Source organism: Microbispora sp. ATCC PTA-5024 (assembly GCF_000511135.2).
Lineage (GTDB): Bacteria > Actinomycetota > Actinomycetes > Streptosporangiales > Streptosporangiaceae > Microbispora > Microbispora corallina.
Genome location: NZ_KI866523.1, coordinates 1,011,349 through 1,028,447, shown reverse-complemented (window position 1 = coordinate 1,028,447; position 17,099 = coordinate 1,011,349). Strand labels below are relative to the sequence as shown.

Annotated in this window: 17 protein-coding genes; 9 read left to right on the top strand and 8 right to left on the bottom strand. The window is 72.6% G+C overall.

Annotated elements, in window-relative coordinates; translation table 11 throughout:
- Window positions 1-90: 90 nt before the first annotated feature.
- Entirely contained in the window at window positions 91-1,197 is a 1,107-nt protein-coding gene (locus tag MPTA5024_RS17370; protein ID WP_084369755.1) for an acyltransferase family protein, read from the bottom strand.
- Window positions 1,198-1,331: 134 nt separating this feature from the next.
- Window positions 1,332-2,150, bottom strand: coding sequence for an SDR family NAD(P)-dependent oxidoreductase (locus MPTA5024_RS17365; RefSeq protein WP_036325119.1), 819 nt, complete (start codon window positions 2,148-2,150; stop codon window positions 1,332-1,334).
- Between the two features lie 212 nt (window positions 2,151-2,362).
- Here MPTA5024_RS17365 and MPTA5024_RS17360 point away from each other — a divergent pair, with 212 nt between their 5' ends.
- From MPTA5024_RS17360 to MPTA5024_RS17345, 4 genes are read left to right on the top strand one after another with little or no spacing between them, the layout of a single operon-like run.
- The gene (locus MPTA5024_RS17360; RefSeq protein WP_051458281.1) at window positions 2,363-4,972 is read left to right on the top strand and encodes a sensor histidine kinase; all 2,610 of its coding nucleotides are present in this window, start codon (window positions 2,363-2,365) and stop codon (window positions 4,970-4,972) included.
- A complete protein-coding gene (locus MPTA5024_RS17355) occupies window positions 4,969-5,376 on the top strand; it encodes a roadblock/LC7 domain-containing protein (RefSeq protein WP_036325118.1) in 408 nt (135 codons plus the stop codon). Before MPTA5024_RS17360 ends, MPTA5024_RS17355 begins: the two co-directional genes overlap by 4 nt.
- 13 nt (window positions 5,377-5,389) lie before the next feature.
- Window positions 5,390-5,758, top strand: a complete 369-nt coding sequence (locus MPTA5024_RS17350) for a DUF742 domain-containing protein (protein ID WP_036325117.1) — start codon at window positions 5,390-5,392, stop codon at window positions 5,756-5,758.
- Window positions 5,739-6,314, top strand: a complete 576-nt coding sequence (locus MPTA5024_RS17345) for a GTP-binding protein (protein ID WP_036325116.1) — start codon at window positions 5,739-5,741, stop codon at window positions 6,312-6,314. Before MPTA5024_RS17350 ends, MPTA5024_RS17345 begins: the two co-directional genes overlap by 20 nt.
- 70 nt (window positions 6,315-6,384) lie before the next feature.
- On the opposite strand, the gene MPTA5024_RS17340 is transcribed toward MPTA5024_RS17345, so the two are convergent.
- The 5 genes from MPTA5024_RS17340 to xylA all read right to left on the bottom strand — a co-directional run bounded on the left by MPTA5024_RS17340 (window position 6,385) and on the right by xylA (window position 12,236).
- Entirely contained in the window at window positions 6,385-6,753 is a 369-nt protein-coding gene (locus MPTA5024_RS17340) for a DUF742 domain-containing protein (RefSeq protein WP_036325115.1), read from the bottom strand.
- A complete protein-coding gene (locus MPTA5024_RS17335) occupies window positions 6,750-8,678 on the bottom strand; it encodes a sensor histidine kinase (protein ID WP_036325114.1) in 1,929 nt (642 codons plus the stop codon). Before MPTA5024_RS17335 ends, MPTA5024_RS17340 begins: the two co-directional genes overlap by 4 nt.
- A 74-nt stretch (window positions 8,679-8,752) precedes the next feature.
- Window positions 8,753-9,421 (bottom strand): DUF998 domain-containing protein, encoded by a 669-nt coding sequence (locus tag MPTA5024_RS17330; RefSeq protein WP_063794703.1) that lies wholly within the window; start codon window positions 9,419-9,421, stop codon window positions 8,753-8,755.
- 282 nt (window positions 9,422-9,703) lie between these two features.
- Entirely contained in the window at window positions 9,704-11,071 is a 1,368-nt protein-coding gene (gene xylB / locus MPTA5024_RS17325; RefSeq protein WP_036325113.1) for a xylulokinase, read from the bottom strand.
- A 19-nt stretch (window positions 11,072-11,090) separates the two neighbouring features.
- Entirely contained in the window at window positions 11,091-12,236 is a 1,146-nt protein-coding gene (xylA, locus tag MPTA5024_RS17320) for a xylose isomerase (RefSeq protein WP_036325112.1), read from the bottom strand.
- A gap of 106 nt (window positions 12,237-12,342) precedes the next feature.
- Between xylA and MPTA5024_RS44285 the strand changes: the two genes are divergently transcribed.
- Complete coding sequence (locus tag MPTA5024_RS44285; protein ID WP_269750588.1) at window positions 12,343-13,752, top strand: ROK family transcriptional regulator; 1,410 nt, start codon at window positions 12,343-12,345, stop codon at window positions 13,750-13,752.
- A gap of 17 nt (window positions 13,753-13,769) precedes the next feature.
- Here MPTA5024_RS44285 and MPTA5024_RS17310 read toward each other — a convergent pair whose 3' ends face one another.
- The gene (locus MPTA5024_RS17310; protein WP_036325111.1) at window positions 13,770-13,982 is read right to left on the bottom strand and encodes a hypothetical protein; all 213 of its coding nucleotides are present in this window, start codon (window positions 13,980-13,982) and stop codon (window positions 13,770-13,772) included.
- A gap of 115 nt (window positions 13,983-14,097) precedes the next feature.
- Between MPTA5024_RS17310 and MPTA5024_RS17305 the strand changes: the two genes are divergently transcribed.
- The 4 genes from MPTA5024_RS17305 to MPTA5024_RS17290 all read left to right on the top strand — a co-directional run bounded on the left by MPTA5024_RS17305 (window position 14,098) and on the right by MPTA5024_RS17290 (window position 16,794).
- Window positions 14,098-14,601 (top strand): VOC family protein, encoded by a 504-nt coding sequence (locus MPTA5024_RS17305; RefSeq protein ID WP_036326549.1) that lies wholly within the window; start codon window positions 14,098-14,100, stop codon window positions 14,599-14,601.
- Window positions 14,602-14,787: 186 nt separating this feature from the next.
- Window positions 14,788-15,648, top strand: a complete 861-nt coding sequence (locus MPTA5024_RS17300; protein WP_084369866.1) for an SAM-dependent methyltransferase — start codon at window positions 14,788-14,790, stop codon at window positions 15,646-15,648.
- 111 nt (window positions 15,649-15,759) lie between these two features.
- Window positions 15,760-16,242 (top strand): hypothetical protein, encoded by a 483-nt coding sequence (locus tag MPTA5024_RS17295; RefSeq protein ID WP_036325110.1) that lies wholly within the window; start codon window positions 15,760-15,762, stop codon window positions 16,240-16,242.
- Window positions 16,243-16,458: 216 nt separating this feature from the next.
- On the top strand, window positions 16,459-16,794 hold the full coding sequence (locus MPTA5024_RS17290; protein ID WP_036325109.1) for an STAS domain-containing protein: 336 nt from the start codon (window positions 16,459-16,461) through the stop codon (window positions 16,792-16,794).
- Window positions 16,795-17,099 lie beyond the last annotated feature (305 nt).

Genomic DNA, 17,099 nt, shown 5'->3' with positions numbered 1-17,099 from the left:
CCGCGCATTCGCCTTCACCCCGACAACGGACGGTGTTTGGGAAACGTTCCGGTTATTCCCTTCCCCGCGTACGCCGTTTCCCGGGCGGTGTCAGGCCCTGACGGCGTGCCGCGGCGAGTGGGGCGTCTCCTGACCGTCGGCCCGTCCGCTTCCCCGGTCCCCGGGACGGCCCCCCGGCCGGCGGAGCCTGGTGAAGGCCCACGAGATGTCGGGTTCGACCGCCCACTTGAACAGCCTGCGGACCGGCGGCGTGCACAGCACGGTGGCCAGCACGACCCCGAAGACGATCATGGCGGCCACGCCCACGGGGTTCACGAGCGAGGAGTGGAAGCGCTCGGCCACCTTCACGGCGAAGCCGTGCAGGAGGTAGGCGTACATCGTGGCGGCCCCGAGGCCGCTGAACCAGGTCCGGCGGCTCGGCGTGATCGCCAGGAACGCGGCCACGAGGAGGGCGCCCACCGTCAGCATGGCCAGCCGGATCAGCGTGCCGGTCACGTCGTCGACCCCGATCTGGTGGTTGGCGTGCCGCCAGCGGATCCACTCGGTCGGCACGTCGTAGTGGACGAGGAACGCCACGACGAGACCACCGGCCAGGATCACGGCGCCCGTGATCCGCGCCCATCCGCGGCGCAGCAGGTCGAGGTGCTCGGGACGCAGCATCAGCCCGAGCACGTAGAACGGCAGCAGGCCGAACGTGCGGTTCATCGACAGCTCGTCGGGCAGCGCGCTCGTCCCGGACAGCAGCGACAGGCCCACGGCGACCGTCAGCGGCCAGCGCAGTTGCTGCCACACAGGCGTGGACAGCCGCCACAGGAAGAGCGACATCAGGAACCACGTCAGGTAGTACGGGTCGAGGAGGCTGATCTCCAGCTTGCCGTACAGGAAGTAGCGGGGCAGGGAGTAGGCGACCTCGAAGATCACGTACGGCACCGCCAGGCCGGTGATGAGCTTCCTCGCCTTACCAGCCGAAAACGTGAAATTACGGGACAAATAGCCGCTGATAACAATAAACAGCGGCATATGGAACAAATAGACGAAGAAGTAGAGCGCGTGCGCCGCGGGCACGTCCCGGAGGTCCTCGATCAGGTGGCCGGAGACCACCAGAAGGATGGCGAGGTACTTGGCGTTGTCCAGCAGGGGGTCGCGGGCGGCAGCCGTACCGGACGGGAGGGCGGGGGCGGGAACGGTCGCGGTCACGGAGCCGGACCTTAGTCACCGCCCGGTGCCCTCGGCTCCAACGCCGGACGAACATTCCCGGAACAGTTGCTGGGAGTCCTCTGAGACCCCTGCCAACCGCGCCCGGCCCCCTGAGCGAGCGGGGCGGGCGGCCCTCAGGCGGCCGCCGGAAGGCCGGTGGCCGCGAGGCTGGCGTCCCACAGGGCCGCGGCGAGCGCGGGGTCGCGCATCCGCTCCGGCACCTCCGCCGGCCTGTTCCTGGCGAAGAACCGGCCGGCGTGGGTGACGCCGTCGGGATGGGCGGCGAGATGCGCGATCCTCGCCCCGCCGACCTCGGGCGCCTCGCCCATGCCCGGCACGAGCATGACGAGCTTCATGAAGAAGGTCCCGGCGGCGAACTCGGTCCGCAGCACGCCCGGATGGAGGCAGGTGGCCGCGAACCCGCGCTCGGCCAGGGAGACCGTGAACAGCGCGTTCGCCTGCTTGGAGTCGCCGTACTGCAGCCAGCCGCTCCAGCGCCGGCGCTCGCGGTCGAGGTCGGAGGGGTCGAGGCGGCCGGTGCGCGCGGCCCGCGAGGAGGTGGTGACGATCCGGGCCGAGGACTCCTTCAGCCGCTCGGCCAGCAGGTTCGTCAGCAGGAACGGCGCCAGGTGGTTCACCTGGATCATCAGTTCGTGGCCGTCCCCGGTCGTGCGGCGGTCGGGGCTCATCACGCCCGCGTTGTTCACCAGGACGTCGATCCGCTCGTACCGGTCGAGGAGCCCGGCGGCGAGCCCGCGGACCTCGTCGAGGGACGCGAAGTCCGCCGTGAACGTGTCCGGGGGCGTTCCCGTGATCGCCTCGACACGCCGCGTGACCACGCCGAGCTTCTCCGGGTTCCGCCCCACGAGCACAAGTTGGTGCCCCTGCCGGGCGAGATCAAGGGCGGACGCTGCACCGATTCCGGCACTCGCCCCGGTGATCACAGTAATCATCAGATCCTCCACTGCGCCAGAACTGTATCGGTGCTAGCCTTCTGTGCGATCTTCCGGAGGTGCATTTCCCCATAAATGCGGCGCGAGCCTCCAGCACTGCAGGAGTGGCCATGGGTTCGAGAAACCGGTCGATTCGGTTCAAGATCTTCTTGTTGCTGCTCCTACCACTGCTCATGTTGAGCGCTATGTGGGGGTTTGTCCTTAAATTAACGGTGGGTGACGGACTCGTCCTTCTCCACTCGAAGACGCTTTACGACACCATCGGCGTCACCTCCACCGACCTCGGCCTGCAGATCCAGGCGGAGCGCGCGCTCACGGTCGGCGTGCTCAGCACCGGCCAGACCGGGTCCGCCGCCCTCACCGACCAGCAGGCGAAGACCAGCGCGGCGGCCGAGAAGTTCAAGAGGGCCGCGACCGACGACGCCACCCGCGAGGCGGCCGGCGACGACCTGCGGGTCCCGCTCGACACCATGATCGCCTCGGTCGACCGCCTGCCCTCCATCCGCGAGGGCGTGACGCTCGGCAAGTCGAGCCGGCTGCAGGCGATCACGGCCTACGACGGCCTGATGGACGACATGTTCGCCCTGTACGAGCGGCTCGTGTCCGTCCCCGACCTGGCCATCTTCCAGCAGGCCTCCGCCATGCAGGGCATGGGCAACGCGTACGAGATGATCGCCCGCGAGGACGCCCTGGTCAGGGGCGCGCTCGCCAGCGGCCGGATGTCGCAGGACGAGCAGAACGCGTTCAGCGAGTGGGTCTCCACCCGCCGGTTCCTGTACGCCAAGAACCGGCCGGTGCTGACGGGCGCGATGCGCGAGCCGTACGAGCAGGTGCTGACCTCGCCGCTGTTCGACCGGTTCGCGGGGCTCGAGGACCGGATCGTGAACCAGGTGCGCGCCGGCGGCCCGCTCCCGCAGGACAGCGACAAGTGGGCGTCCACGGTCGACAGCCTCGGGATGCGGCTCGACGCGGCCCGGGTCAAGGCCTCCGACGCCCTCACCGCGAACGCGACCTCGGTGGCCGGCGGCATCATGGCCCGCATCGGCGTCGCCGGCGGGCTCGGGCTCGTCGTGATCATCATCACGATCGTCTTCTCGGTCCGGTTCGGCCGCCGCCTCGCCCGCGACCTCGCCGGGCTGCGCGACGCCGCGCTCGACCTCGCGGACGTGCGGCTCCCGCAGGTCGTCGACAAGCTCAGCAGGGGCGAGGAGGTCGACGTCGAGGCCGAGGCGCCGCCGATCCAGGCGGGCGGCTCGAACGAGATCGAGGACGTCGCCCACGCGTTCAGCTCGGTGCAGCGGACCGCGGTCGAGGCCGCGGTCGGCCAGGCCAACCTCCGCAGGGGCGTCAACCAGGTCTTCCTCAACCTCGCCCGCCGCAAGCAGAGCCTGCTTCACCGTCAGCTCACGCTGCTCGACTCCATGCAGCGCCGCGCGGACGACCCGGAGAGCCTGGAGGACCTCTTCCGGCTCGACCACCTGACCACCCGCATGCGCCGTCACGCCGAGGGCCTGATCATCCTCTCCGGCGCCAACCCCGGCCGGTCGTGGCGCAAGCCGGTGCCGCTCATCGACGTGGTCCGCGCCGCGATCTCCGAGGTCGAGGACTACACCCGCATCACGATGATGCCGATGCCCGACACGTCGATCAGCGGGACCGCGGTCGCGGACATCGTGCACCTCGTGGCCGAGCTGCTGGAGAACGCCACCATCTTCTCCCCGCCGCAGACGAAGGTGCAGGTGCGCGGCGAGGTCGTGGCCAACGGCATCGTCCTGGAGATCGAGGACCGGGGGCTCGGGCTGAGCCCCGAGGAGTACGCCGAGGTCAACGCCCGGCTGGCCGACCCGCCCGAGTTCGACCTGGCCGACAGCGACCGGCTCGGCCTGTTCGTCGTCAGCCAGCTCGCCTCCCGGTACGAGATCCGGGTGGTCCTGCGCAGCTCGCCGTACGGCGGGACGACGGCCATCGTGCTCGTCCCCCGGGCCCTCATGGCCGGGGACGGCTCCCCCGCCGCGATCAACGGCTCGGCCGTCCGCACCGGCGCGCACGCCAAGCCCGCCCTGGCCGCCGGCGAGGACGATCCCGCCGGCACGGCGGCCGCGTGGGGCGCGGCGCGGCAGGGAGACGCGCCCGTGCTCAACGGCTCGCTCTTCACCGACCGCGGGCCCGTGGGTCCCCGGCACACGGACGCGTACGCGGGCCCGGTGGACGCCGAGGCCGCCGAGGCCGGTCCCGTGGCGTACGCCGGCTCGCCGAACGGGTCTGCGGACCTCGGGCGGAACAGAGCGGCGGACGAGGCGCCCGCGCCGGACCGCGCGGACGACGACGGGGACGGCCCCGAGTCGTCGCCGTTCTTCACCCCCGCCGCCCTCCGGACCGAGGCGGTGCCCTCGGCGATCCGCGACGACCTCGAAAGCGAGCCGGCGGTTGGGGAACCGGCCGAGGCCACCCAGCGCGTATCCCCCGCCCGGGACGTCCCGCGCCTGCGGCCGATCCCGGCGGAGCCCGCCGGCGACGGGCCGTTCGAGGCGCCCGAGCGGGGCGGCGTCCCCCGGCCCCGCGTGTCGGCCCCCAGGGGCATGCACGCCGGCCTGCCCCGCCGGGTCCGCCAGGCGAGCATGGCGCCGCAGCTGCGCGATCAGCCGCTGCAGGCCCCCGTGCCGCCACCGGCACCCGAGGAGCGCTCGCCCGAGGAGGCGCGGGCGATGTTCTCCGCCTTCCAGCGCGGGGCGCTGCGGGGCCGCGAGGACTCCGAGCAGCCGCCCGGCGGCGCGACCGGCGACCACGTACAGACCAGGCACGGCGAGAAGGGTGAGGAATGACCGGCAAAGCGACGACGACCGGCGAACTGAACTGGCTGCTCGACGATCTCATCAGCAGGGTCGCCGCCGTCCGCCAGGCGGTGATCCTCTCCACGGACGGCCTCGTCGTCGGCGCCTCGCAAGGGCTGAGCCGGGAGGACGCGGAGCACCTGTCCGCCGTCGCGGCCGGCTTCCAGAGCCTGGCCAGGGGCGCCGGACGGCACTTCGGCGGCGGTGAGGTCAGGCAGACGATCGTCGAGATGGAGGCGGCCTTCCTGTTCGTGACGGCGGCGGGCCAGGGCACCTGCCTCGCCGTGCTGGCCGCGTCCGACGCCGACGTCGGCCACATCGCCTACGAGATGGCCATGCTGGTCAAGCGCGTCGGCCAGCACATCTCGACGAGTCCGCGACGGATCTCGCCGTGACGCGGGGGGCCAGATGACGGGACCCCAGTGGATGGACGAGGAGGCCGGCCCGGTCGTCCGGCCCTTCGCCCTGACGGGCGGCCGGACCCGCTCGTCGGGGGAGAAGCTGGACCTGATCGCCATGGTGACCGCCACCGGCGCGTCACCGGCCGTCGGAGCCGGCCTCGGTCCCGAGCAGCGGCGGATTCTGGAGATCACGCGTCACGGCGCGTCGGTGGCGGACATCGCCTCGGAGGTGGACCTGCCGCTCGGGGTGGTCCGCGTCCTGCTCGGGGATCTGCTCGACCTGGGACTCGTCGCCGTACGTGCTCCTGGCAAGGTGGCGCCGCTGCCAAGCGAGCGCATTCTCAAGGAAGTGATCAATGGCCTTCGCGCCCTCTGAGGAGCCGGTCGCCCTCAAGATCCTCGTGGCCGGCGGCTTCGGCGTCGGCAAGACCACGCTGGTCGGGGCGATCAGCGAGATTCGGCCTCTGCGCACGGAGGAGGTCCTGTCCGACCGGGGCGTCGGCGTGGACGACACCGACGGCGTCGAAGGGAAGACGACCACCACGGTCGCCATGGACTTCGGCCGTATCACGATCCGCGAAGGACTCGTGGTCTACCTGTTCGGCACGCCCGGGCAGGAGCGCTTCTGGTTCATGTGGGACGAGCTGTCGTACGGCGCGCTGGGAGCCGTGGTGCTGGCCGACACCCGCAGGCTCACCGACTGCTTCCCGTCCATCGACTACTTCGAGCAGCGCGGCACGCCGTTCATCGTCGCGGTGAACTGCTTCGACGGCGCGGAGCGGCACGAGCCCGACGACGTGCGGATCGCGCTCGACCTCGACCCCGACGTGCCGGTCCTGCTCTGCGACGTGCGCCGGCGGGCCTCCGCCAAGGTCGTGCTCGTCACGCTCGTCGAGCACGCCCTCAAGATGCTCACGGCCGCCCAGCGGTAGGGAGCCCCGTCGGCCGCCCCTCGCCCGTACGACCACGGGAGCGGGGCGGCCGTTCACGTCGGGGCAGCGGTCACAGGGCGCGCAGGCCGGTGATGACCTCGCGCAGGAGGTCCTCCATCGGCGAGCGTCGCGCCGCCGGGCGCACCGCGGCGACGCCGTGGTCGATCAGGTCGCCGAGCAGCACCCGGACCACGCCTAGCGGCAGCCGCGCGTCGGAGGCGAGGTCGGCCAGCGTCCGCGGCCCCGGCAGCAGGTCGAGCAGCCGCCGGTGCTCGATGCCCAGGCGGCCGTCGTAGGCGATCTCCCGTCCCGTGGCTCCGACCAGCGCCGTCAGGTCCAGGGCCGCCGCCGACGTCGGCCGGGCCCGGCCCCTCGTCAGCGCGTACGACCGGACCACCGGCAGGTCGTCGACCCACTCCTCGTCGTCCCGGCCGCTCACGCGTCCGCCCCCAGCGGGAGCCGTCCGGGCTCGCCGGCGGGCGCCGCGAGCAGGTTCGAGGGAAGCAGCACGACGGCCGTGGTCCCCCCGAACGGCGAGGAGCACAGCTCGACCCGGACGCCGTGGCGCGCCGCGAGGCGGGCGACGACGACCAGCCCGAGCCTGTCGGTGTCGGCCAGGTCGAGCTCGGGCGGCCCGGCGAGCCTGCGGTTGACCCTCTCCCGCTCCTCCGGTGGGATGCCGAGCCCCCGGTCCTCGACCTCGACGGCGAAGCCGCGGGCCACGCCCTCGCCGCGGACCGTCACCTCGGTGTGCGGCGGCGAGTAGGCCGTGGCGTTCTCGATCAGCTCGGCGAACAGGTGGACCACGTCCGCCACGGCGGCGCCCGAGACGGCCGCCGGAGGCATCGGGAGGATCCGCACCCGTGTGTAGTCCTCGACCTCGGCGACCGCGCCCTGCAGGGTCTCCGCGACCGGCACCGGCTGCCGCCGCGTCCTCCCGGCCGAGCCGCCCGACAGCACGATGAGGCCCTCGGCGTGCCGGCGCATGCGCGTGGTCAGGTGGTCGAGCTTGAACAGATTCTCCAGCGCCGCCGGGTCCTCCGTGGTGCGCTGCATGCCGTCGAGCAGCCGGAGCTGCCGCTGGAGGAGCCCCTGGCTGCGCCGCGCCAGGTTGCGCAGGGCCTGGCCGGCGCCGTCGCGGATGCGTGCCTGGTCGACGGCCGCCTCGACCGCGGTGCGCTGGACCGCTCCGAACGCCGCGGCCAGCTCGCCCACCTCGGCCGTCGAGGCCCGTACGCCGATGGGCGGCGCCTCGGCCGCCACGTCGACCTTCTCGCCGCGCCCGAGCCGCTCGACCACCTGGGGCAGGCGGACCTGGGCGAGGTCGCGCGCGGCCGTGCGCAGCGCGGAGAGCTCGCGGGTCAGGGCGCGGCCGGTGCGCAGCGACACGAACAGCGAGGCGCCGAACGCGAGCAGGCCCAGCAGGCCCGCCACCCCCGCCCGGACGAACGTGGCGACCGCCGCCGGCTCGGACCGGGACGCCAGCGCCACGCCTCCCCGGGTCACCGCCGCCTGGTACTCGTCGGTGAGCGTGTCGGACACCTGCCGCCACAGGTCGTGGGTGACCCCGGGTCCCTCCTTGCCGTTCACGATCCACGACTCGATCGTCTGGAACCGCCGGTACGGCGCGGAGACGAGCAGCTGCTCGAACGGCTGCCGCAGCGCGGGCTCGAGTTCGGCCATGCCCTGGTCGAACAGGAACTGCCGGGTGGTGGCCAGCTGGACGAACGCCAGGCGCTCCGCGTGGGTGAACGGCCGCCCGGCGGCCAGCACCCCGGCGGCCAGCGCGGCCTCCCGGGTGAGGTGGTCCTTCGCGTACCCGACCATCGTCAGGCTGCGCGACTGCTGGTAGAGCGGCACGTCGTCGCTGAGCGTCATCGCGTGGATGAGCTGCTGGAGCGCGCCGGGCAGCCACGCGAACCGCTGGCCCAGCGCCACCAGGTCGACGCTGCCGTCGTCCACGTCGGCCCGGGTCTCGTCGAGGCCGTTCACGGCCGCCATCACGTCGTCGTACCGGGCCCTGATGGCGGGGGTCATGGCGTCCTGCGCCGACGCCGACCCGGACAGCGAGCGGAACCGCTCCCGCTCGGTGTCGGACACCCGGCGCTGCTCCTCGAGCCTCGCCCTGACCTCGGACGACCCGGTCGCCAAATACTCGGCCGACAGCAGGTGCTCGCGCTCCAGCGCCGAGTCGAGCCGGTCACCGGGGTCGCCGATGTCCTCGTAGAGTGTGCTCACCTTCAACAGCCCGGCCGACTGGCCCGTCGTGACGGCCGCGGCGAACACCCACAGCGCGACGAGCGAGACCAGCGGGATCACGAGGAGCGTCGAGATCCGGAACCGGATGGACCTGTGCGATCGCATGCCACCTCATCGGTACGCCCGCCCCCGACCGACCGGAGGACAGTAGCACCGCGTGATGTGACTTATGCCGAAAGTTAACGATACGTTACGAAATTCCGCCGTTCGCGCCATTCGACCAGCCGCTCCCGGAGGACCGGCGCCCAGGTCAGGCTCAGCAGCCGTACGGCGAGGACTCCGAGCACGGCCACCTCGGCGGTGAGGAGCAGGCGCTCCACCAGGCCGATCATGACGCCCTGGCCGGGCAGCGCGACGTACGTGATCGCGGCCAGGCCGAGCCCCGACGCGAGCGCCAGCCACTCGACGGGCCGGGCGACCGGCCGCCACCGCTCGTCGGCGGCGAGGCGGGGGACCATCAGGGTCGCGGCCACCGGGACGCTGACGAAGGCCACGACGGACAGGGCCAGGTGGACCTCGGTCTGCCAGGTCGTGCCGAGGTCGGCGGTGGTCGAGGGGACGACCGCCGCCCCGAGCAGGGAGGCGCTCCACACGCCGAGCAGCCGCGCCGGCCACCCCTCGATGGGCGCGCCCACCGACCGCATGCCCGCGAGCAGGGCCAGCGACGCCAGGCCGAGGACGGCCATCGCCGTCTCGATCGCGCTGCCGCCGTCGCGGGCGGCGTACTCGCTGATGGTGGTCGAGACCGGGTCCGGCGAGGGGGCCCCGCCGACCTGCGTCGCGACGACGGTGACCACCGCGAGCAGGATGCCCGCGCAGGCGGCGACGGGATAGAGCCTCTTGACCATGTCTTGAGGATCCCCCGAAGAACGCCACCCAGACATCCGGGACAACGCGTAGTTCCCCCCGATGTCCCGTCAGGGTCGGCTCAGGGTGGGGCATTCCCCCGCCCCGGCCCTGGGACCCGCCCCACTTGTCCTCCTGCCGGTGGGCGCACCACCCCTCGGCGTTCCCCGCCACGGTCGCCGTGGGCCCAACGCCGCATCGCCGTCGTGCCCCTGCCCGGCGCGCGGGTGGCGCGGGCAGGGGCACGACGTCCTCAGGTCACGGCCTCACGGCAGGCCGGCGGCTCACTGCAGCGCGGCGGCCTCGCGGTACCGGTCGCGCAGGCCCGGGACCGGGTCGGCCTCGTAGCGGGCCGCCTCCCCCGACGCCCAGTGCGGGGGCTCGGCGCCGCCCGACAGCAGCCAGGCCGCCTGGCGCGCCGCCCCGTCGGCCACGTACTCCCCCGGGGTGGGCACGAGCACCGGCCTACCGAAGACGGTCGGCGCGATCCGCCGGACCGCCTCCGACCGGGCCCCGCCGCCGATGAGCAGAACCCGCTCGGGGGTCAGGCCCAGGGTGTCGAGCGCGTCGGCGAGCCCGCAGAGCATGCCCTCGACGGCCGCCCTGGCGAGGTGCGCCGGGGTGGCGGTGGACAGCCGCAGCCCCTGCACGGCGCCGGTCGCGCCGGGCTTGTTCGGGGTGCGCTCGCCCTCCAGGTACGGCACGAGCACCAGGCCGTCGGCGCCCGCGGGCCCCTCCAACGCGAGGTCGCTGAACCGGTCCTGGTCGACGCCGAGCATCCGGGCCGCCGCCTCCAGAACCCGCGCCGCGTTCAGCGTGCAGGCGAGCGGGAGGAACCGGCCGGTCGCGTCGGCGAACCCCGCGACGTTGCCGGTCGGGTCGGCGGACGGCGCCTCCGCGACGGCGAAGGCCGTCCCCGACGTGCCGATCGAGACGACGACGTCGCCGGGGCGCATGCCGACCCCGAGCGCCGCCGCCATGTTGTCGCCGGTGCCGGGGGCCAGCCGCACGTGCCCGGCGGCGCCCGCCTGCTCGGCCGGGCCGAGCACCCTCGGCACGTCCGGCACCGCGCCGAAGGCGAGGTCCAGCAGGTCGGTCCGGTACGCCCCGGTGGCCGGCGACCAGTAGCCCGTGCCGGAGGCGTCCCCGCGGTCCGTGGTGATCACCTCGGGCCGGCCGGCGAGCCGCCAGGTCAGCCAGTCGTGCGGGAGGCACACGGCACGGGTGCGGGCGGCCGCGTCCGGCTCGTGCCGGGCGAGCCAGCGGAGCTTGGTCACGGTGAACGAGGCCACCGGCACGCTGCCGACGGCCTCCGCCCACTTCTCCGGGCCGCCGAGCTCGGCCACGAGGTCCGCCGCCGCCTGCGCCGACCGGGTGTCGTTCCACAGCAGCGCGGGCCGGACGACCTCGCCGGCCTCGTCGAGGCAGACCATGCCGTGCTGCTGCCCCGCGACGCTGAGGGCGGCCACGTCGTCGAGCCCCCCGGCCTGCGCGATCGCGCTCTGGAGGGCGTCCCACCAGTGCGAGGGGTGGACCTCGGTGCCGTCGGGGTGACGGGCGCGGCCCTCCCGGACCAGGGCGCCGGTCTCGGCGTCCCTGATCACCACCTTGCAGCTCTGGGTCGAGGAGTCGACCCCCGCGACGAGCGTCACGTTCGTCCTCCGGTCCGGGTCAGCCGCGCACGCCGAGCAGGTGCTCCAGGGCGAGCTGGTTCAGCCGGGTGAAGTGGAAGCCGCGCTCGGCCGCCGCGTCCACGTCGAACGACTCGGCGAGCAGGTCGTCGTAGGTCTCGCCCTCGCCGAGGGTGGTCTGCGCGAGCTCCGGCACCCGGCTGGCCGCCAGCGCCTCCTGGACCTCCGGGTCGGCCCGGTACGCCTTGGACTTCTCCTTGAGGATGAGATAGGTCCGCATGTTCGCGGCCGCGGAGACCCAGACGTCGTCGGCGTCGTCGGTGCGCAGCGGCTTGTAGTCGAAGTGGCGGGGGCCGTCGTAGCCGCCGTTCTCCAGCAGGTCGACCAGGAAGAACGCGCTCTTCACGTCGCCGTGGCCGAAGACGAGGTCCTGGTCGTACTTCGGGCCGTGCTGACCGTTGAGGTCGATGTGGAACAGCTTGCCCTGCCACAGCGCCTGCGCGATGCCGTGCACGAAGTTCATCCCGGCCATCTGCTCGTGGCCGACCTCGGGGTTGAGGCCCACCATCTCCGGGTGCTCCAGCGAGTTGATGAACGCCAGGGCGTGGCCGATCGTCGGCAGCAGGATGTCGCCCCGCGGCTCGTTCGGCTTGGGCTCGACGGCGAACCGGATGTTGTAACCCTTGTCGATCACGTACTGGCACAGGAGGTCGAAGCCCTCCTTGTACCTGTCGAGGGCGACGCGGACGTCCTTGGCCGCGTCCGACTCGGCGCCCTCGCGGCCGCCCCAGCACACGTACGTCGTCGCGCCCAGCTCGGCGGCGAGGTCGATGTTGCGAATGACCTTGCGCAGCGCGTAGCGGCGCACGTCGCGGTCGTTGCTGGTGAACCCGCCGTCCTTGAAGACCGGGTGGGTGAACAGGTTCGTCGTCGCCATCGGCACCTTCAGGCCGGTCTCGGCGAGCGCCTTCTTGAAGTTCTCGATCGCCCTGGCCCGGTCCTGCTCGACGGCGAGGAGGTCGTCGTCGTGGAAGGTCACACCGTACGCGCCGAGCTCGGCCAGGCGGTGGACGGACTCGACCGGGTCGAGCGGCGCGCGCGTCGCGTCGCCGAACGGGTCGCGCGCCTGCCAGCCGACCGTCCACAGCCCGAACGTGAAACGGTCCTCGGGAGTGGGGGTGTACATGAGTCGCCTCCGAATTAGTCTATGTTGTGGACTAAATATGGTTCGTCACGCCCCGCAGGTCAAGAGGGCGTGTCCGTGTTCTCAACGCCCGACGATGGATGGTGTGATGACGCAGGCCGTACGGCACGACGCGATGCGGGCGCGCAACCTCGCGCTCGTGCTCGGCGAGGTCAGCGCCCGCCGGTCGCTCACCCGCGCCGCGCTGGCCGAGATCACCGGCCTGACGAAGACGACCGTCTCGAAGCTCGTGGCCGACCTGATCGAGGCCGGGCTCGTCGTGGAGGCCGGCGCGGTCCGGGACGGCGAGCGCGGCCGGCCGGGCGTCGAGGTGAGGATCAGCGGCTCACAGGTGGCGGCCGTCGGCCTGGAGATCAACGTCGACTACCTGTCGGTCCAGGTCGTCGACCTCGCCCGGACGGTGCGGCTGCGCCGTACACAGGCTGTGGACAACCGGAGCGCACAGCCTGTGGATGTGATCGCGCGACTCCGGGATCTCACGATGCAGGCTGTGGACGAGGCTGTGGACAGCGGCCTTCGGGTGGTCGGCGGCGTGCTCGCCGTGCCCGGCCCGGTGGATCTGGCGAGCGGGACCGTCCACAACGCGCCGAACCTCGGCTGGCGTGACGTGCCGCTGTCGTCCCTGCTCCGGTTGCCGTTCCCAGTGCGGGTGGAGAACGAGGCCAACCTGGCGGCGCTGGGCGAGCTGTGGTTCGGGTCGGGCCTGCCGGACTTCCTCCACGTGTCCGGTGAGATCGGCATCGGCGCCGGCCTCGTCGTGCGGGGGCGGCTCTTCCGGGGCGCCCACGGCTTCGCGGGCGAGCTCGGCCACGTGGTGGTCGCCCCCGACGGCCCGCTCTGCCGCTGCGGGGGACGAGGCTGCCTGGAGCAGTACGCCGGGCAGGACGCCCTCCTCAACGCCGCCCGTCCCGACGGCGCGCATCCCGACAGCGCGCATCCCGACGCCTCCCAGCTCCACGCCGCGCGCCTCGGCACCGGGCACCCCAACGGCGCGCGCCACGACACCGCCCGTCCCGACGCCTCCCAGCCCGATGCCTCCCAGCCCGACACCGCCCAGCCTGAGGCCGCCCGTCCCGACACCGCCCGTACCGACGCCTTTCAGCCCGCCGGTGCGGACCCCGACACGGCGCGTTCCGCGCAGGCGGCGCGGGAGTCGGCGGGCCGGGGCATTCCGTGGGTGCTGTCCCGGCTGGAGGCCGGGGACGAGCGGGCCCTCGCGGCGTGCGAGCGCGCCGGGTGGGCGCTCGGCGTCGCCCTCTGCTCGGCCGTCAACCTGGTCGACCCGGACGCGATCGTCCTCGGCGGAATCTACGCGCCGCTGTTCCCCTGGATCGGCGACGTGGTGGCGACCACGCTCACCGCCCGGCTCGGGCAGATGCGCGACACCGTGCCACCCGTGGTCGTCTCCCGCCTCGGCACCGAGGCCGCCGCGCTCGGCGCGGCCGGTCAGGTGATCGAGCAGGTCATCGCCGACCCCGCCGCCCTGCTGCACACCTGAGCGCGGCGGCCCCGCCGTCAGAGGCCGGAGGGGTCGCGGCCGAGGCTGATCTCCTCCGCGATGCGCCGGACCTCCTCGGCGTCCAGGTGGGGCTCGCGCGGCAAGGTCCTGGTCAGCGCCGCGACGACCTGGTGGAACGGCTGCCCTCGGTGGCGCACGGCCACCTCGTGCACGGCCCGGAACAGCGTCTGGTTGTCCTCGTGCGCCCGCGTGGCCCTGTCGATCGTCATCGCGCCTCCCCCTGCCCGACTCGGTCCGCCGGCCACAGTACGACCCGGCACCGACAGTTTCCGGAAAACCGCCGTCATGTAGAATCACTTGAGAGTTCAAGTAATGGGAGGGGCCATGCCGATCCAGCGGCTCAACCACGCGGTCCTGTACGTCCGCGACGTCGAGCGGAGCGTCGCCTTCTACCAGGAGGCCCTGGGCTTCCGCGTCGTCAACGCGTTCCCGGGCGCCGCCTTCCTCCAGGCGGCGGGCTCGTCCAACGACCACGACCTCGGGCTCTTCCAGATCGGCGGCCAGGCGGGACCGTCGGAGGCCGGACGCTCAACCGTCGGCCTCTACCACCTCGCCTGGGAGGTCGACACGCTGGCCGAGCTGCAGCGGATCGCCGAGAAGCTGTCGGAGACGGGCGCGTTGGTGGGCGCCTCCGACCACTCCACGACCAAGGCGCTGTACGCCAAGGACCCCGACGGCATCGAGTTCGAGGTGTCCTGGCTCGTGCCCGCCGACCTGCTGACCGAGGAGATCATCGCCGGGCGCGCCCGGATCAGGCCGCTCGACCTGGCCAAAGAGCAGGAGCGGTTCGGCGCGCAGACGCGGGGTGGCGTCGGCGTCTCCGTCTGAGCCCATCAGGCGCGCAAACCTCGTCGTCCGACCCCGTCGGCGCACGGACGCCCGGCGGCCTGGGCGTCTCCCGTCTGGCCCTCAGATCCGCCCGCACGCCGACATTCGCCGCATTGTGCCTTCACTGGCGACACTTCTCGCTTTATCGTGATCACGACGGAGTCGGACGAGGCGAGGGACGGGACCATGGCCGACGAGGATCGGAACGTGGACGACGGCCGGGCGCGACCGGAGACGGAACTGCCCACGCGTATCGACCCCACCAAGCCGAGCATCTCCCGGGTGTACGACTACTTTCTGGGGGGCAAGGACAACTTCGCGATCGATCGCCAGGTCGGCGAGCTCACCCTCACGATCGCCCCTGACGCGCCGGCCGCGGGCCGGGCGAACCGGGGCTTCCTGAAGCGGGCGGTCCACTACCTCGCCACCGAAGCGGGCATCCGTCAGTTCCTCGACATCGGGTCGGGCCTGCCCACCCAGGGCAACGTGCACGAGATCGCCCAGGCGGCCGCACCGGACGCGCGGGTCGTCTACGTCGACAACGACCCGATCGTGCTCGCCCACGGACGGGCCCTGCTGGCGCGCAACGGCAGCACCACCGTCATCCAGGCGGACCTCCGCCGGCCGGAGGAACTGCTCTCCCACCCGGACCTCCGGGCTCTCATCGACTTCGACCAGCCGGTGGCGTTGCTGCTCTTCGCGATCCTCCACCACCTGAACGACCACGAGGAGCCGGGCGGGATCGCGGCCCGCCTGCGGGCGGCCCTTCCGGACGGGAGCTACCTGGCCCTGTCGCACTTCCACAACCCGGGCGAGGAGCTTCCCGAGGTGTCCGCGCAGGCGTACTCGGCCGAGAAGCTGTTCAACGAGCACCTCGGCACCGGGCGGTGGCGCACGCGCGAGGAGATCCTGGCGTACTTCGGCGACTTCGAGCTTCTCGAGCCCGGCCTCGTACCCGTCGCCGCGTGGCGGGCCGACCCGGACGAGCCCGTGGAGCAGGGCATCACCTACCACACGTTCGTCGGCGGGGTGGCCCGCAAGCCCTGACCCCGCCGCCTGCCGCGTGCTCAGGCGCCGGGTTCAGGCGACGTCAAGCGGGTTGAAAGCCGGGCGGCCGACACTCGTCCCGTCTTCGCCAGCGCAAGAAGGGACCTCCCGATGACCACCGCCCGTGTCCTCGCCGGAATCGCCGTCGCCGCCGCCCTCGTCACGATCGCGCCCGCCGCGGCCCAGGCGTCCGCGGGCTCCCCTGCCGCCGCGTCCGCCGCCCCCAAGTCGTGGGGCCCCGCCTACGCGCCCGGCAAGGCCGCCAAGGCCTCGGGCACCATCGCCGTCACCGGGCTCAGCGGCACCATCCCCGCCGTGGGCACGGCCCACGTCACGGGCAAGGTGTACGACCGGACCAAGGGCTCCTCCTGCGGCTGGGCCGTGTTCCGGGTGACCTACCGCAAGGCCGACGGCAACCTGCCCTTCATCCACAAGGCCTACCGCACCTGCAACGCCACGAAGCCGAAGTCGTTCTCCTTCACCTACCCCAACACGTACGAGGTCGAGCTCAAGGTCTGCTCCGAGGCCACGTCGAAGCCGTCCCTCAACTGCCTCTACGCCGGCACCTGGAAGGTCCTGTACGTCTCCCACTGACCGAACGACCGCGGTCCGGCGCGGTTCTAACGTGAGATGCGTCACCCTCTCCTCCTCCCGCGCCCGCGCGCGTATCCCCTGACGGGAGCCCGTACGGAGGACGCGCCGGCCCCGTGGGAGGGGGGCCGGCGCCGTCCCCTCCGGTTGACACGGCGAGTCAGCGACGAGGATGCTCGAAGGTGTCCGCCCCTCTACAGGAAGGCGGCGCTTCACGTGATGACCATCATCTCGTCGTTCGAATCCACTCCTCACGACGTGCTCTACGTCGACCAGCAGATCAGCGTCAGGTCGTCCGACGACGGTTCGATCTCCCTGGCGGGCCAGCTCGACCTCACCAACGGCGACGCCGTCGCATCCGCACTCTCCGGCAGCCGCGCCGGCGCCGTGATCGTGGACGTCGCCGAGCTCAAGTTCGTCGATCTCTACGGCCTGCGGACCCTGGCCATGCTCGCCGACGACCCGCTCGGCCTCCCGGTGCGCCTGCGCAACGTGCAGCCGTCGCTGCGGCGCCTGCTCGGCCTGCTGTCCTGGTCCTCGTTGCAGATCGGCTGATATCTCTCCGGCGCCCGCGAAGGGCCGCCGCCTCTGTTCTCCCTCCGCCGCCCGGCCTGATCCAGGCCGAGGCGGCCTATTTGTCGTGGACGCGCGTTTCCGCTGGTCCCGGAGGAGGAAAGGTATTGAGGGGCGGCCGTACGGCCGTCTCGTCCGCCGCCTGTGACGGGTCATCACGGGCGGCTTTCCTGTTCCGCAACCACCCCCCGCGTCCCTGAGGAGGGGTGATGACGCGTTCCCGGAGAGTCCGGCGGCCCGCGACGAGGGCCGGCGGCGATCCGCGCAGGCGCCGGTGCGGCGCCGCC